Raw genomic sequence first — 15,539 nt, forward strand, 5'->3', positions numbered from 1 at the left:
GTTTCAGGCCAGATCGACAAAGACGCTTTTGGTCTCGGTGTAGGCGTCGATCACGTGCTTGCCCATCTCCCGGCCCCAGCCGGATTGCTTGTAGCCGCCGAACGGCGAGGCCGGATCGACCACGTTCCAGCAATTGATCCACACCGAGCCGGCCTTGAGCTGCGCGGCCACGCGGTGCGCCGAACGCAGGTCGCGGGTCCACAGGCCGGCGGCGAGGCCATAGGGCGAATCGTTGGCGCGCAGCACCAGCTCGTCGATTTCGCTCCAGCTCATCACCGTCAGCACCGGGCCGAAGATTTCTTCGCGGGCCACGCAGGCCCGCTCGGCGCGGTCGAGGAAGATGCTGGGTTCAATGAAGTGGCCGTGTTCCAGGTGCTCGGGACGGCCACCACCGCAAATCAGCTCGGCGCCCTCTGCCTGGCCGCGCTGCAGGTAGCCCTTGACCGTGCTCAACTGCCGGCCGGACACCAGCGGGCCCATGCTGTTGGCCGGGTCCAGGCCGTTGCCCAATACATGGGCGGCGGCATGGCGTTGCAGTTCTTCAAGCACCTGGTCGAGCACGCTGGCGTGCACATACAGGCGTGAACCGGCGGTGCACACCTGGCCCTGGTTGTAGAAAATGCCGTCGGCGGCACCCTTGGCGGCGCGCACGATATCGGCGTCGGGCAGGATGATGTTCGGCGACTTGCCGCCCAGCTCCAGCGAAACCTTCTTCATGTTGCCGGTGGCCGCCTGGGCGATCAGCCGACCGACCTGGGTGGAGCCGGTGAAGGCGATCTTGTCCACGTCCGGGTGCTGCGCCAGCGGCGCGCCGGTGTCGGCGCCCAGGCCGGTGATCAGGTTGACCACGCCCGCCGGAAAACCTGCGGCCTCGATCAACTGCACCAGACGGATCGCCACCAGCGGCGTCTGCTCGGCGGGCTTGAGTATTGCCACGCAGCCGGTGGCCAGCGCCGGGCCGAGCTTCCATACGCACATGGTCAGCGGGAAGTTCCACGGCACGATCAGCGCACACACGCCCACCGGCTCGCGCAGGGTGTAATTGAGCATCGGCGCGCCACTGGCCGGCGAAACGGGCAGCGTGCTGCCTTCGATCTTGGTCGGCCAGCCGGCGAAGTAGCGAATGATGTTCGCCGCGCTGGCCGCTTCACCTCGCGCGTTGGCGATGGGCTTGCCGTTTTCCAGGGTGATCAGCTGCGCCAGTTCCTCGCGGTGCTGGTCCAGCAGGTCGGCCAGGTGCAACAGCAACAGGCCGCGCCGCGCCGGTGACTGCAAGGCCCAGGTGCCGGTAAAGGCAGCGCGTGCGGCCGCGACCGCCGCGTTCACATCACGCTCATCGCCTTGGGCGACTTCGGTGAGGGTCTGCTCGGTGGCCGGGTTTTCCACGGCAAAGCGACGACCGCTGGCGGCGTCCTGCCAGGTGCCGCCGATGAACAGGCGACCGGGCTGGGCGAGGAACGCCTGGACGGCAGGTAACAAGTGGAACGTGTTCATGGTCGGCTCCTTCACAGCGCCATTTCGATCAGGCAAGGCCCGGCGTCGGCGGCGGCGTTGGCCAGCGCGCGTTGCAGTTCGGCATTGGTGTGCACGGTGCAGGACGGCACGCCGTAGCCGGTGGCCAGGGCCTTCCAGTCGATGCGCGGGCTGTCGAGCACGGTCAGCTTGAGTGCCTGCGGGTCGAGTTCGGTCATGCCGAAGCGGCGCAGTTCGTTCTGCAGGATCGCGTAGCGGTGGTTGGCAGCGATCAGGATCACCACCGGCAGTTGCTCGCGGGCGATGCTCCACAGGGTCTGGATGGTGTACTGGGCGCTGCCGTCCGATTGCAGGCAGAACACCCGGTTACCGCGTTCGGCCAGTGCAGCGCCGAACCCCACCGGAATGCCCTGGCCAATGGCGCCGCCGGTATTGGTCAACACGCGGTGGCGGGCAGCGCCGGCTGAGGCGGTGAAAAACGGATAGCCGCAGGTGCCGCCTTCCACCGAGACAATACAGTCGTGGGGCAGCGCGGCAGCCAGCACTTGCCCGACCGATTGCGCGCTCAACGCCGCTTCGCCCGGCGGCAGCTCGATGTGCTGCGGCGTGGGGACATAGGCCGGTGCGTTCAGCGCGTCGGCCAGCGCAGTGAGCGCGCCGGCCACGTCATCGCCTACCTCGGCCAGCGACAGCAGACGCTCACGCTCGGCCAGCCGCGACGGAATGCCTTCATAGCCGAAGTAACTGATGGGCTCCACGACACCGGCGCACACCACCTTGTCGTACTGCTCGAGAATCTCGATGGCCACTTCCGGGAAGTACGGCAGGCGGTCCAGGTCGGGCAAGCCGCCGCCGCGATAGCTCAGGCGCGGGAAGGTTTCGGCGAACAGGCGCACGCCGGGCAGTTGCGCCAGGCGCCCCGCCGCTTCCAGCCCGGCCACCGACAGGCCCTGGTCGCCGACGATGAACACCAGGCGTTGGCCATCGCGCAGGGCCTGGGCCACCGCTTCGATGCGGTCGCCGGCAAAGCGCCGCACTGGCGCACGCAGCGGGCTGAACTGGCCGTGGTGGTTAACTGGATTGGATTGCAGGTCCATCGGCAGGATCAGGCTGGCGATCTGGCCCTTGGCTTGCCAGGCGGCGCGCATGGCTTCCTGCAGGTCCTCGCCGACTCCGGAGGCGGTGCGCGAGGTGCGCACCCAGCTGGACACCGTGCCGGCCAGGGCCTGGATGTCGCTGGCCAGCGGCGGATCGTAATTGACGTGCCAGGACGCGTGGTCACCGATCACGTTGACGATGGGCGTATTGGCGCGCCGTGCGTTGTGCAGGTTGGCAATGCCGTTGGCAAAGCCCGGGCCCAGGTGCGTGAGGGTCATCGCCGGTTTGCCGGCGATGCGGCCATAGCCATCGGCGGCACCGGTGCACACCCCCTCGAACAGCGACAGCACAGGCTTCAGGGCAGGTGCACTGGCCATGGCCGCCACCAGCGGAATTTCGGTGGTGCCCGGGTTGGCAAAGCAGTACTCAATACCGCTTGCCGCTGCCGCATTCACTATCAGTTGCGCGCCATTCATTGTCAGCCCTCTCGCTTGAGCGTTTTCTTTGGTGAGATTTATCACACACAAAAACACACCAAACAAGTTATTTTTACTATTAATCTCTTATATTGAGATTTACACCCAATTAAATCCGTATGATGGCAACTGAAATGATCATGGAGCCTCACCTTGGATCCCTGGCGTTTTCGCCTATAGTGCTTACCCGCGAGCCATCCCTTCTCTAGGAACGAAATGAGCAGCCTGAGTAAATTGCTGAGTGTGCTGGACCTGTTCGGTCCGGCGACGTTGAAGATCGACCCGGACACGATTGCCGAACGCATGGGCCTGTCGCGCGCCACCGCGTATCGCTACGTCAAGGAATTGTGCGAGGCCGGCCTGCTGACCCGCGTGGACGCCGGCCACTACGGCCTGGGGCCGCGCGTGATCGAGCTGGACTGGATGATGCGCCAGTACGACCCCATCCTTCTGGCGGGGCGCGAACTGATGCATGAGCTGTCAGCGCAGACCGGCCTGGCCGTGTTCGCCAGCGTTTTCTACGACGGACGCATCATCAACACCTACATTGCCGAACCCACCGACACCTATCACTTCTCCTTCGGCCGTGGGCACCCGCTGCCGTTTTTTCGCGGTGCGCAATCCAAGGTGCTGATCGCCTTCCAGAAAGGCCGCCGCCTGCAACGCCTGTTCGAAGAACACCTGGCTGGCGACCCGGACAGCCCCTACGACTGGGCGAGCTTTGCCAAGGCCACGAAAAAGATCCGCAAGGACGGCTACTGCATGACCCACGATGAACTCAACCTGGGCCTGACCGGCATCGCCGCGCCGATCATCCAGCCGGATATCGACGAGGTGATCGGCAGCCTCTCGGCCGTGGGCAGCACCCAGAGCTTCAAGCTGCTGCGTCAGGAGACCGTGATTGAAATGGTGATGGACACCACGCGACGCATTGCCGACAACCTGCGCAACCCGCCGCCGTTAGGCCCGGCCGACGCCTGAGCCATTCGTCAGAACGGCACGGCCACAGTCAACTGGCTGTACACGTTGGTGCCGTTGCCCCCGACCTGATTGCCGCCGGTAGTGGCGTCCTGCTTGGGCTTATAGAGGCCGATCAGCGGCGTGATGATCAGGTGCGGGTTGACGGCCCATTCGGCATACACATCCAGCTCGCGCGCATCGAGGTTCAGCGCGTTGCTTTTGCGTACGGTGTCGAAGTCGAAGTACAGCGCGCCCAGGGTCAGGTTTTCCAGGGGCGTGGCCTTGAGGGCCACATGCTGGATGCTGGTGTTGCTGTTGAACGGCCCCGTGTAGTTGCCGGCGACTTCACCCTGCAGCCAGGTGCCGTAGCCACCGCTCACGCCGGTGAACAGCGAATCCCATTTCTGCGAGTAGCGCGTGTAGCGGTAGCTGACCTTCGGCGTCCAGGCGACGTCGGCAAAGGTATAGCCGGCTTCGCCGTACCAGGCTTTTTCGGGGCCGCTGTCCTTGTCCTGCCAGGCGTATTCGAACGCCAGGCTGACGTTGGGCAGGCCGGCATCGCCTTCGCCGCGCACGCTGTACACATTCATGCCCTTGCGCTGGCGCTGCAGATCAGTGGCCCAGCGCTCGTTCACATCGATGCCGTGCACCCAGGTCAGGCCCAGGGTGCCGGGTTTGGCGGTGTAATCAAGGGTGCCGGCGGCCACTTCGGTTTCTGCCTGGGCGCGGTTGTCGGACTTGAGCCACAACAGGCTGCCATGCAGGCCATCCTTGCCGCCCAGGCGCAGCAACGCGGTCTGATCGAAGGCATGCCGCGCGGCCAGGTAATACGCACCGCCACGGTTCATGCTGCCATTGGCCGGGCCCTTGCCCAGGTTGGGCCCGTCGTCGTTGACCAGAAAACCACTGCCAAGCTTGACCACCTGGCGCCCGCCGGAAAGGTCCACGCCGTCCTTGCCCAGAGCCGGGAACAGATCGCCGGAGCGCCAGCCCAGGTAAGCGTCTTCGATCCTGGTGGTGCGCTCGGAGCCCAGGGTATTGCCGGCCGGGTCGCCCTCGCCCCAGGTCGCCGAGCTGACCAGCGCGAAGGCGCCGTAGGCGGTGCCGTTGCCGGCCAGCGCCTGGTCGCCGCTCAGGCCATATTTGATATAGCCTTCGCGCCAGCTCGACCCACCCGGCCTGCCGTCGTAGTTCTTGCGGCTGTTGAACAGGCCGAACACGGCGGTCATGTCGGCATTCAGGTGCCGGCTGTCGTCGCTGTACAGCTCATAGGCCTGGGCCTGGCTGATGGCGCAGAGCGTCAAGCCACAGGCGAGCGTGCCGCAGAGAAATGAAGCGGATGAATGACGCATGGTCGAAGCTCCTTGGGGTTATTCAGCAGCGCGTTTATTGACGAACAACAATTGCTGGCCGGTGAATTCCAGCAGTCCCTCAAGGCCGAACTCGACGCCGAAGCCGGACATCTTGCTGCCGCCGAACGGCGTGTTCGGCTGGATACGCGCATGGCAGTTGACCCACGCCACGCCGCTTTCCAGGCGGCTGGCCAGGGCCTGCGCCTGCTCGCTGTCGGGCCCCCAGACCGAGCCTCCAAGGCCCATGTCGCCGGCATTGGCGCGGCGCAGTACGTCTTCCACATCCTCATAAGCGATCAGCGGCAATACCGGGCCAAACTGCTCTTCGTCCACCAGACGCTGGCCGTCGGTGACGTCCGCGACCAGCGTCGGCGGGTAAAAGAACCCTGGCCGGTCCAGCCGTGCGCCGCCACACAACACCCGTGCACCCTGGGCGCGCGCATCAGCAACCAGCGCCTGCACCAGCTCCAACTGATCAAGATTCTGCACCGGGCCGAAATTAACGCCCGGCTCCAGGCCGTCACCGACCACCTGGCGCTCGGCAATTTGCGTCAGCGCCTCGGCGAACTCTTGGTACTGGGACTGATGCACGTACAGGCGCTTGAGCGCGGCGCAGGTCTGGCCCATGTTGAGGAAAGCGGCCTGGAAGACCTCTTCGGCCACCTCGTGCACGGGCGTGCCGGGCAACACGATTGCCGCGTCGTTGCCGCCCAGTTCCAGCGTCAGCCGCTTGAGGTTGGCGGCAGCGCCGCGCATCACGCTCTGGCCGGTGGCGGTGGAGCCGGTGAACACGATCTTCTGGATGCCCGGGTGCGCGGTGATCGCGCTGCCGAACCCCTGCTCGCCGGTCACGCAGTTGATGACGCCATGGGGCACGTGCCGCGCGATGATCTCCACCAGGCGCAGGGTGCTCAACGGCGTCAGGCTCGACGGCTTGCTGATCACGCAGTTGCCCGCGCGCAGCGCCGGCATGATGTGCCACACAGCAATCATGAACGGCCAGTTCCACGGCGTGATCGACGCCACCACGCCCAGCGGCTTGCGGTGCAGCTCGACGCGCTGGGTCGGGGTCTCTTCCACCAGTTCCACGGCGATTTCCTGACCGGCGGCGTAGCGCGTCCAGGCGGCGGCGCCCATGACCTCGGAAAACGCCAGTTCCAGCGGTTTGCCCTGCTCCATCACGATCAGCCGGGCGAGTGCGTCGGCGTCCTGTTCGATGTCATTGGCAATCGCGTTCAAATGCTCGCAACGCCGTTCATGGGCGCTGTGGCGCCAGGTCTTGAACGCGGCCTGGGCGGCGGCCACCGCCTCGTCCAGTTGGCCCAGCGAGCCGGCCGGGCATTGCGCGAAGGCGCTGCCGGTGGCCGGATTGATCACGTCGAACTGACCGTTTTCACCGGCAACCTGAACACCGTTGATGAGCATCGTGTAAGCGTGCATGTGCAATTTCCTTTAACGCAGATGAGGCCTGCCGGACACCGGCAGGCGATCAATTCACAGTGAAGATGGCGCGAGCGCGGCCTTAGAGCTTGTGGCTGCCCAGGGCCAGGAAGCGCTGCGGCGCCACCTTGCGCAGGCGCGCGGCGAGGTAAAGGCCGCCCAGCAGCGCAGCGGGAATCACCGCACACAGGCTGTAGGACAGGAGCTGGCTGGCACCGGTGAGCACATCGAAATGCGCCACCGCCAGCACCAGCACGCAGAGCAAGGCCACGCACGAAAACACCGGCAAAATGCGCCCGCGCAGCACATTGACCTTGAGCTCCGGATGCCGATGGAAATACACGCAGATGGCCACCGAGGTAATCGCCATCAGCAGGATCACGCACAGGGTCGCCAGGTTGGAGAACCAGGCGAACAGTTGCAGGATCGGATCGGCGTCCATTGCGGCAAAGATCAGCACCACCACGGCGGCGATCAGGCTCTGCAAGGCCGAGCCCATGTGCGGGCTCTGGTGCACGCGGTGGGTGGTGCCCAACAGGCTGTGCAGCAGGCCGTCACGGCCGATGGCATAGAAGTAGCGCGCCGCCGCATTATGGAACGCCAGCAGCCCGGCATAGATGCTGACGATGAACAGCACACGGATGACCTGGGTCAGGTGCGGGCCGACAAAATGGTCGGACATGCCGTAGATCAGGGTGGTCGGGTCCTGCATGGCTTGCAGCAGCGGCACGATCTTGTCGGCGCCCACGCCCACTATCATCGACCACACCGACAGCGTGTAGAACGCGCCGATCAGCAGCACCGAACAGTAGGTGGCAATCGGGATGGTGCGCTTGGGGTCTTTGGCTTCTTCGCCGTAGATGGTGGTGGCCTCGAAACCGATAAAGGCGGCAAAGCAGAACAGCAGGCCGATGGACGGCGTACCGCTGGTGAAGTGCTGAGGGGTGAACGAGTCGAGATTGACACCGCTGTCACCGCCGGTCTTCAGAATGGCGAAATCGAGGATGAGGATTGCCAGGTACTCGGCAACCACCACCAGCGACAGCACCTTGGCCGACAGGTCGATCTTGCGATAGCCGAGAAACGCAATGCTGGCCATCGCCATCAGCGAATAGGACCACCAGGGCAACACCACCCCCGCGACACTCTCCATGGTGCCGCTGACCACGCCGCCGAACATGCCATACAGCGCGATCTGCAGAATGTTGTAGGCAAACATCGCCAGCACCGCCGCCGATCCGCCGGCCAGGCCACCCAGGCCACGGGAGGTGAAGGCATAGAAACCGCCGGCGTTGGTGACGTGGCGCGACATGGTGGTGTAACCCACCGAAAACGCCAGCAGCACCAGCAGCGCCAGAATCAGCAAGGCCGGTGTGCCGGCGCCGTTGCCCAGCATGATGCCGATGGGAAAGCCACCGGCGATGACACTGAGCGGGCTTGCCGCTGAAATCACGAAGAAAATGATAAAGCCGACACCCAGGGCGCCACGCTTGAGCTCCGTGGAGCTGTTGACCGGGAGAGATACGCTCATGTTGTTGACCTTATTGTATGAGGCAGTCGCTGTGGGGTGGCTCCGATCCAGGTGCTATCGGTGCCGGGTAGCGCTTTTATTGTTGGGTTGCACGCTGGTTTCGATGCTATGCCCGGCCGTGAACACCTCGCTATCCCAAATCGGTAACATCGCGGCCCGCGCCCCAAAACAGGTCATGGCGCGGCACTCCCCGCCGATTCGGGATAACGGTGCGAACCCTGGGCCGTGCATGCTAGGGTCAGCCCTCCTTTGCCTGCCTGAACTGGAGTTACCCGTGTTGGCCATTCAATTATCGAGCCCGCCCCATGTCGTCTAAGCGTCGCTGGTTGATCCTGGCAATTATTTCCAGCGCGTTGCTGCTGATCGTCATCGACATGACAGTGTTATACACCGCGCTGCCCACCCTGACCCGCGAGCTCGGCGCCAGCGCCTCGCAGAAGCTGTGGATCATCAATATCTACGCACTGATCGCCGCCGGTCTGCTGCTGGGCATGGGCACGCTGGGCGATCGCCTGGGGCACAAACGCCTGTTTATCGGCGGGCTGAGCGTGTTCGGGGTGTTCTCGCTGATCGCGGCCTTCTCGCCATCGGCCAACGTATTGATCGGCGCCCGGGGTTTTCTGGCGGTCGGCGCGGCGATGATGATGCCCGCCACCCTGGCGCTGATCCGCCTGACGTTCAACGACGAGCGCGAACAGGCCATGGCGTTTGGCATCTGGGCATCGGTGGCCTCCGGCGGCGCGGCGCTGGGGCCGGTGGTCGGCGGCCTGCTGCTGGAGCACTTCTGGTGGGGCTCGGTGTTTCTGATCAACGTGCCGATTGTGCTGGTGGCCTTACTGCTCGGGGTGACGCTGATTCCCGCGCATCCGGGCAATCCCCGGCGCCACTGGGACTGGCTGGGTTCGCTGCAGGTCATGATCGGCTTGATCAGCATCGCCTATGCCGTCAAGGAACTGGGCAAACGCTCGCCCTCGTTCGCCGCCATGCTGGTGGCGATACTGCTGGGCACGTTGTTCCTGGTGCTGTTCATCCGGCGCCAGCGCCGTGCCGCGCAGCCCATGCTTGAGCTGTCGCTGTTCGCCGAGCCACTGTTCAGAAATGCGGTGATCGCGGCGCTCGCCTCGGCCCTGGCGTTTATCGGCATGGAGCTGGTGTTCAGCCAGCGCCTGCAATTGGTGCTGGGCATGTCGCCGCTGGCGTCGGCGCTGTTCATCCTGCCGTTGCCGCTGGGTTCCTTCGTTGCCGGGCCGCTGGCCGGCTATTACCTGTCGCGCCTGGGCAGCCGGCGCATGCTGTTCTGGACCCTGCTGCTGTCGGCCGTCGCGATGCTCGCGTATCTGTTGCTGTGCAACGCGGCGGTGCCGCTGCAGATTGCCAGTCTCGCCCTGCTGGGCATGGCCATGGGCGCGGCCCTGACGGCGGCGTCCAGCACCATCATGCTCAGCGTGCCCACCGACCAGGCCGGCATGGCTGCGTCCATCGAGGAAGTCTCGTTTGAACTGGGCGGTGCCGCCGGGGTGACACTGGCGGGCAGCCTGCTGTCGGCGATGTATGCCTGGTCGACGAGCCTGACGGTTCCACCCAGGCTGGGCCAGAACCCGGTGACGTTCGAGAGCCTGGACGATGCGCTGCTGGTCGCGGCAACGTTGCCGAGCGACGACGCTGCGCTGCTGACGGGGCTGGCACGCGCGGCGTTCGATACAGGTTTTATTGCCGTGCTGGCGGTGCTGGCAGCCCTTTTGCTGGTGGCGGCGCTGCTGGTCAGGTTCAGCCGGCGCTGAATCGGCCAATGTAATGACACACCCAATAAGAAGTCAGTGGCCCAGGCCAACTGATAACGAACCGGCACGCTGTTCACTTGCGAGATCAACCCATGCTCGACGCCCTCTCCATCCGCATGAAAATCATCCTGCTCTCCGGCCTGTGCCTTTTGGGCGTGATCGGCCTGATCGTCGGCATGAACCTCTACCAGAGCAACCAGAACAACCGCTTGATCAGCACCTCCAGCGGCAGGATGCTGACCGACAGCGGTGAAAACCTGCTGCAGGCCAAGGCCGCCGAGCAGGCGAGCAACCTGCAGCGGGCCTTCGGCAACAGCCTGCTGCTGATCACCGGCCTCGCCGACCAGACGACCCATTTGCGCAGCCTGGCGATGCAGCGCGGGTTGCCGGCCGCAGCCTTGCGTGAGGAACTGAACCGCAGCCTCAACACCACCTTCGAGCACAACCCGCAGGTGCTGGGGCTGTGGCTGGTGTTCGAGCCGAATGCGCTGGGGGGCGAGGACAGCGAGTTCGTCAACGACGCCGCGCGCGCCTCCAACGAAACCGGACGCTTCGCCAGCGCCTGGAACCGCGGTGCCGGTGCGGCGGTGAACATCCTGATTCCCGAAACCGACCTGCAGAAAACCGAGCTGAGCATCAGTGGCGCCCCCTATAACAGTTGGTACACCTGCCCCCGCGACACGCGGCGCACCTGCCTGATGGCGCCCTACGCCGACACCCAGGCCGGCCAGGTGCAACTGATGACCACCCTGTCGATGCCGTTGATTGTCGACGGCAAGGTCATCGGCACCCTCGGCGTGGACCTCGCCCTCGGCGCGCTGCAAGCGGCCGCCGGCGAGGCCCAGCGCACGCTGTTCAACGGTGCGGGCAGCATGCTGATTGTCTCCGACAGCGGCGTGCTTGCCGCCTACAGCAAGGACGCCGGCCAGATCGGCAAACCCGTCACCGCCGCTCTGGGCGATGCGGGCAAGGCGCTGCTCGCGGCATTGGCGCAAAAACAACCGCAGGTGCTGGCCCAGGATGACTTGATCCGCGCGGTCTACCCGGTCGCGCCGATCCCGGACGCCGCGCCGTGGGGCGTGGTCATCGACCTGCCCAAACAGGTATTGCTGGCCGACTCGGTGGCGCTGCAGGCGTTGCTCGACCAGACGCAGACCCGCGACACCCTCATGGCGTCGCTGGTGGCCATCGGCGCCGGGCTGCTGGGTCTGCTGCTGATCTGGCTCACCGCCTCCGGTGTGACGCGCCCGATCAACAGCGTCGCGCAGATGCTCAAGGCCATTGCCAGCGGCGACGGCGACCTGACCCAGCGCCTGGATTACCGCAGGAAAGACGAATTGGGCGAACTGGTGAGCTGGTTCAATCGCTTCCTCGACAAACTGCAACCGACCATCGCGCAGATCAAGCAAAGCATCACCGACGCGCGCGGCACCGCCGACCAGTCTTCCGACATCGCGCGGCAGACCAGCGAAGGCATGCAGGTGCAGTTCCGCGAGATCGACCAGTTGGCGACCGCGTCCAATGAGATGAGCGCCACCGCCCATGAAGTCGCCCACAGCGCGTCGAACGCGGCCCAGGCGGCACGCGGGGCTGACCAGGCGTCCAGGGATGGCATCACGCTGATCGAACGCAGCACCCGCGACATCACCGCCCTGGCCAGCGAGGTCAGCAAGGCCGTCACCGAGGTCGAAGCGCTGGCGGTCAACAGCGAGCAGATCGGCTCGGTGCTGGAGGTGATCCGCAGCATCGCCGAACAGACCAACCTGTTGGCCCTGAACGCCGCCATTGAAGCGGCACGCGCCGGGGAAAGCGGTCGTGGGTTTGCGGTGGTGGCCGATGAAGTGCGCAACCTGGCCAAACGTACCCAGGATTCGGTGGAGGAAATCCGCCTGGTGATCGAGCGCATCCAGAGCGGGACGCGGGGCGTGGTGACCACCATGCATGCCAGCCAGACGCTGGCCCAGGACAACGCCGGGCAGATCCATCAGGCCGTGCAGGCTCTGGGCAGGATCAGCGAAGCAGTGACGGTGATCAGTGACATGAACCTGCAAATCGCCAGCGCGGCGGAGGAACAGAGCGCGGTGGCCGAGGAGGTCAATCGCAACGTCGCAACCATTCGCGGCGTCACCGAGACCCTGACGGAACAGGCCGCCGAGTCAGCGCAGATCAGCAGCCAACTCAACGCCCGGGCCAATCAACAGATGAAACTGATGGACCAGTTCCGCGTATAGCGACCGCTGCCCCCATGAGGAAGGCTGTGGCAGTTGGGCTTGTTGTGGCGAGCGGGCTTGCCCCGCGTTGGGGTGCGAAGCGCCCCCAATCAAAGAAAACGCGGAGTACCTGACACTGCGCAGAGCCTGATCTTGGGGCTGCTGCGCAGCCGAGTGTGGCTGTCTGAAACGTTGGGTTTTAAATCAACACGCTATTTTGTATTTCGCGGCAAAATGGCTGAGGTATCAGCAGCCAACTCAACGCCCGGGCCAATCAACAGATGAAACTGATGGACCAGTTCCGCGTATAGCGACCGGTGCCCCCATGAGGAAGGCTGTGGCAGTTGGGCTTGTTGTGGCGAGCGGGCCTGTGGCGAGCGGGCTTGCCCCGCGTTGGGGTGCGAAGCGCCCCCAATCAAAGAAAACGCGGAGTACCTGACACTGCGCAGAGCCTGATTTTGGGGCTGCTGCGCAGCCCAACGCGGGGCAAGCCCGCTCGCCACTTCAAGCCCGCTCGCCAAAGGCCCGCTCGCCACAGGAGTGTGGCTGTCTGAAACGTTGGGTGTTAAATCAACACGCTATTTTGTGTTTGAGGAGACGCAGCACGTGAGGTGTGCGACGGCAGCTCGGCGAACAACGCGTGATATTCAGCGGCGAAATGGCTGAGGTGGTAGAACCCCCATTGCGCTGCCGCATCGCCAATGGAGAACTGCGCGGCGGGCGTGGACATCAGGGTGCGGCGCACACCGTTGAGCCTGATGGACCGCAAATAATTCAACGGCGTGGTCTCGGCCACCGCGCGAAAGCTGTTCTGCACGGTGCGCCGGCTCACCTGCAGGCGTTCGCACAGGTCGTTGACGCTGGGCACGTCGAACTGCCCGGTGGTCGCCAGGCGATGGCATTTCTCGACGATAAAACTGCGCGTGGAGCTGGGCGAGCGCTGTTGCTTGTCGCAGGACGGATCGCTCATCAGTTGCACCAGCTCGTCAAGCAGGGCCTGCTCCAGCAGGCGCGCGTGCGAATCGCTCAGCTCGCCGGCCATGGCCTGGGCGAACAGCGCGAGCAATCGGCGCCGCGCGTCGGCGAAGCGCTGGGGGGAAACCCTGATCACCGGCTGACGCAGTAACAGATTGAGGTCACTGGCCGACGCCGTGTGTGCCAGCGCCTGCTCGAACAACTCGCGCTCGAAGGTGATGGACAGCAATTGCATGCCCATCGGCATATGGAACATGAACTCCTCGCCGCCGTGCAGGAAGAACAGGCTGCTGTCGTCGACCTCCCGCCCCTGCATGCGCACCGATCCCGGCACATTGATCGGCACCGCAAAGCACATCTTGTTGCGTGGCGCCACGCCGTGCTGCACCACGCGCTGGTTGATCTGCTCGAGGAAAACGTGGCACCCGGCGGTGGTCAACTGCATCAGCGAACTCTCGGCCGAGCCGGCGGTGAGCTGGCTGTAGTCCTGGTGCCACTGCTGAATGTTGGCCGCGTGCAGGTGCACATCGTGAAAATGGCTGATGCTTTGATTTCTCATCATGCGCGATATTCTCCGCAATTTTTTTATTTTAAAGCCAGCTTCGTGCCAGATAGTCTCACAAAGTCCAAATATTGCAATATTTCAACATTATTTCGAGCTCACAAAAAACCGCTGCGCAGCGCGCCGATGTGCCGATTCGGGATACCCGCCCCGGGCAGGTCACGCCGATGATCGGTATACCTGAATAGACCTGCCAGAGACCCATCATGAGTGAAGCCCAGCTTGAAGCCCTCCACTTCTCCGATGCACCGCGCATCATTTCCGGCGCCCTGCCCGGCCCCAAAACCTGCGAGGCCCTGGCGTTGTCGGCGCGCACCGAGTCAATGGCGCGCGGCGGCGGACGCATGCCGATCGCCATGGACCGTGCTTTTGGCGCCACCTTCAAGGACCCGGACGGCAACACCTATATCGACCTCTCCGCCGGCGTCGGCGTGAGCAGTGTCGGCCGCTGTCACCCCAAAGTGGTGCAGGCGATCCGCGATCAATCCGAAGTGCTGATGCACGCCCTGGAAATCAACAGCACCCGCCGCACCGAACTGGCGGCCAAGCTCTCCGAGATTGCGCCGGACGGGTTGCGTGGCGACTGCATCACTTTCTTCACCCAGAGCGGCAGCGATGCACTGGAAGCGGCGATCAAGTTCGCCAAGCGCATCACCGGTCGCCACCAGATCATCGCCTTCCACGGCGGTTACCACGGCGTGTGGAACGCCTCGGGCGCGCTCACCACCGGCACCGCCTACCGCAAGGGCTTCGGCGCGCAGATGGGCGGTGTGATTCATGCGCCCTACCCCTACGCCTATCGCTTCCCGTTCGACACCACGCACAAGAGCGCCGAACAGATCGCCGGCGAGTACGTTGATTACCTCCTGAACACGCCCTACACCGCCGCCGATGACGTGGCGGCGGTGATCGTCGAGCCGGTGCAGGGCGAAGGCGGCTACGTGCCGCCGTCGCCGGAGTTCTTGCAGATTCTGCGCCAGGCGTGCGACCGCAGCGGCACGCTGTTGATCGTCGACGAAGTGCAGTCCGGCGCGGGGCGCACCGGCAAGATGTGGGCAGTGGAGCACTCGGCGGTCAAGCCCGACATGCTCACCTTTGGCAAGGGCATCGGCAGCGACCTGCCGATGGCGGGGTTGATCATGCGTTCGGATCTGGCGGCGCAGATTCCGGATGGGTCGATGCCCAATACCTTCGCGGCGAACTCGCTGTCGGCGGCGGTGGCGCTGACCAATATCGCCATTCTGCAGGACCCGGAGCTGGATCTGCTGGCGCGCGCGCATACGCTGGGGCTGGAGGCGCAGGAGTACATCCGTGGGTTTGGCAGCCGGTTTGTGGGTGAGGTGCGTGGGCGTGGGCTGATGATTGGGATTGAGTTGGTGGAGGATCCGCTGACCAGGGCGCCGCTGGAACCGCAAAAGATTGGGGCGCTGATGAGGTTTCTGATGAGCCATGGGGTGTTGATGATTCCTTGTGGGCGGTACGGGAATGTGATGCGGGTGATGCCTTCGTTGACGATTACGCGGGGGTTGTTTTTCAGGGCCCTGGATGTGTTTCGGGAGGCGCTGGGGTCGCTTGAGGAGTGAGGTTTTGGACGTGACGCGGTTTGAGATGTGGGAGCTGGCTTGCCTGCGATAGCGGTCTGACTGTGTATATATCCGTTTCTGGGGTGACGGCTTGGATT

The 15,539-nt window shown here is 64.4% G+C and carries 10 protein-coding genes; 4 read left to right on the top strand and 6 right to left on the bottom strand.

Translation table 11 applies throughout. From position 1 onward, the window contains the following. Positions 1-3: 3 nt before the first annotated feature. Positions 4-1,494, bottom strand: a complete 1,491-nt coding sequence (locus TU79_RS15820) for an aldehyde dehydrogenase family protein (protein ID WP_057008844.1) — start codon at positions 1,492-1,494, stop codon at positions 4-6. An 11-nt stretch (positions 1,495-1,505) separates the two neighbouring features. Further along, on the bottom strand, positions 1,506-3,047 hold the full coding sequence (locus TU79_RS15825; protein WP_057008845.1) for an acetolactate synthase large subunit: 1,542 nt from the start codon (positions 3,045-3,047) through the stop codon (positions 1,506-1,508). Between the two features lie 216 nt (positions 3,048-3,263). On the opposite strand from TU79_RS15825, the gene TU79_RS15830 reads away from it, so the two are divergent. Continuing rightward, entirely contained in the window at positions 3,264-4,028 is a 765-nt protein-coding gene (locus tag TU79_RS15830) for an IclR family transcriptional regulator (RefSeq protein ID WP_057008846.1), read from the top strand. Between the two features lie 8 nt (positions 4,029-4,036). Here TU79_RS15830 and TU79_RS15835 read toward each other — a convergent pair whose 3' ends face one another. The 3 genes from TU79_RS15835 to TU79_RS15845 all read right to left on the bottom strand — a co-directional run bounded on the left by TU79_RS15835 (position 4,037) and on the right by TU79_RS15845 (position 8,330). Continuing rightward, entirely contained in the window at positions 4,037-5,359 is a 1,323-nt protein-coding gene (locus TU79_RS15835; RefSeq protein WP_057008847.1) for an alginate export family protein, read from the bottom strand. 18 nt (positions 5,360-5,377) lie between these two features. Beyond that, on the bottom strand, positions 5,378-6,799 hold the full coding sequence (locus TU79_RS15840; protein ID WP_057008848.1) for an aldehyde dehydrogenase family protein: 1,422 nt from the start codon (positions 6,797-6,799) through the stop codon (positions 5,378-5,380). An 82-nt stretch (positions 6,800-6,881) separates the two neighbouring features. Further along, entirely contained in the window at positions 6,882-8,330 is a 1,449-nt protein-coding gene (locus TU79_RS15845; RefSeq protein WP_057008849.1) for an APC family permease, read from the bottom strand. Between the two features lie 305 nt (positions 8,331-8,635). On the opposite strand from TU79_RS15845, the gene TU79_RS15850 reads away from it, so the two are divergent. Both TU79_RS15850 and TU79_RS15855 read left to right on the top strand, forming a co-directional pair. After that, entirely contained in the window at positions 8,636-10,111 is a 1,476-nt protein-coding gene (locus TU79_RS15850; protein ID WP_057008850.1) for an MFS transporter, read from the top strand. 92 nt (positions 10,112-10,203) lie between these two features. Then, positions 10,204-12,342 carry a methyl-accepting chemotaxis protein gene (locus TU79_RS15855; RefSeq protein ID WP_057008851.1) on the top strand — a complete coding sequence of 713 codons (2,139 nt, stop codon included), beginning with the start codon at positions 10,204-10,206 and terminating at the stop codon, positions 12,340-12,342. 544 nt (positions 12,343-12,886) lie between these two features. Here the strand turns inward: TU79_RS15855 and TU79_RS15860 are convergent. Beyond that, positions 12,887-13,855 (bottom strand): helix-turn-helix domain-containing protein, encoded by a 969-nt coding sequence (locus tag TU79_RS15860; protein WP_057008923.1) that lies wholly within the window; start codon positions 13,853-13,855, stop codon positions 12,887-12,889. A 209-nt stretch (positions 13,856-14,064) separates the two neighbouring features. On the opposite strand from TU79_RS15860, the gene TU79_RS15865 reads away from it, so the two are divergent. Continuing rightward, on the top strand, positions 14,065-15,441 hold the full coding sequence (locus TU79_RS15865; protein ID WP_057008852.1) for an aspartate aminotransferase family protein: 1,377 nt from the start codon (positions 14,065-14,067) through the stop codon (positions 15,439-15,441). The last annotated feature ends 98 nt before the right edge of the window (positions 15,442-15,539 follow it).

The organism is Pseudomonas trivialis (genome assembly GCF_001439805.1).
Lineage (GTDB): Bacteria > Pseudomonadota > Gammaproteobacteria > Pseudomonadales > Pseudomonadaceae > Aquipseudomonas > Aquipseudomonas trivialis.

Coding starts and splice junctions, on each gene's coding strand:
- TU79_RS15865 (WP_057008852.1), top strand. CDS start 14,065: ATGAGTGAAGCCCAGCTTGAAGCCCTCCACTTCTCCGATGCACCGCGC.
- TU79_RS15825 (WP_057008845.1), bottom strand. CDS start 3,047: ATGAATGGCGCGCAACTGATAGTGAATGCGGCAGCGGCAAGCGGTATT.
- TU79_RS15840 (WP_057008848.1), bottom strand. CDS start 6,799: ATGCACGCTTACACGATGCTCATCAACGGTGTTCAGGTTGCCGGTGAA.
- TU79_RS15855 (WP_057008851.1), top strand. CDS start 10,204: ATGCTCGACGCCCTCTCCATCCGCATGAAAATCATCCTGCTCTCCGGC.
- TU79_RS15820 (WP_057008844.1), bottom strand. CDS start 1,494: ATGAACACGTTCCACTTGTTACCTGCCGTCCAGGCGTTCCTCGCCCAG.
- TU79_RS15860 (WP_057008923.1), bottom strand. CDS start 13,855: ATGAGAAATCAAAGCATCAGCCATTTTCACGATGTGCACCTGCACGCG.
- TU79_RS15845 (WP_057008849.1), bottom strand. CDS start 8,330: ATGAGCGTATCTCTCCCGGTCAACAGCTCCACGGAGCTCAAGCGTGGC.
- TU79_RS15835 (WP_057008847.1), bottom strand. CDS start 5,359: ATGCGTCATTCATCCGCTTCATTTCTCTGCGGCACGCTCGCCTGTGGC.
- TU79_RS15850 (WP_057008850.1), top strand. CDS start 8,636: ATGTCGTCTAAGCGTCGCTGGTTGATCCTGGCAATTATTTCCAGCGCG.
- TU79_RS15830 (WP_057008846.1), top strand. CDS start 3,264: ATGAGCAGCCTGAGTAAATTGCTGAGTGTGCTGGACCTGTTCGGTCCG.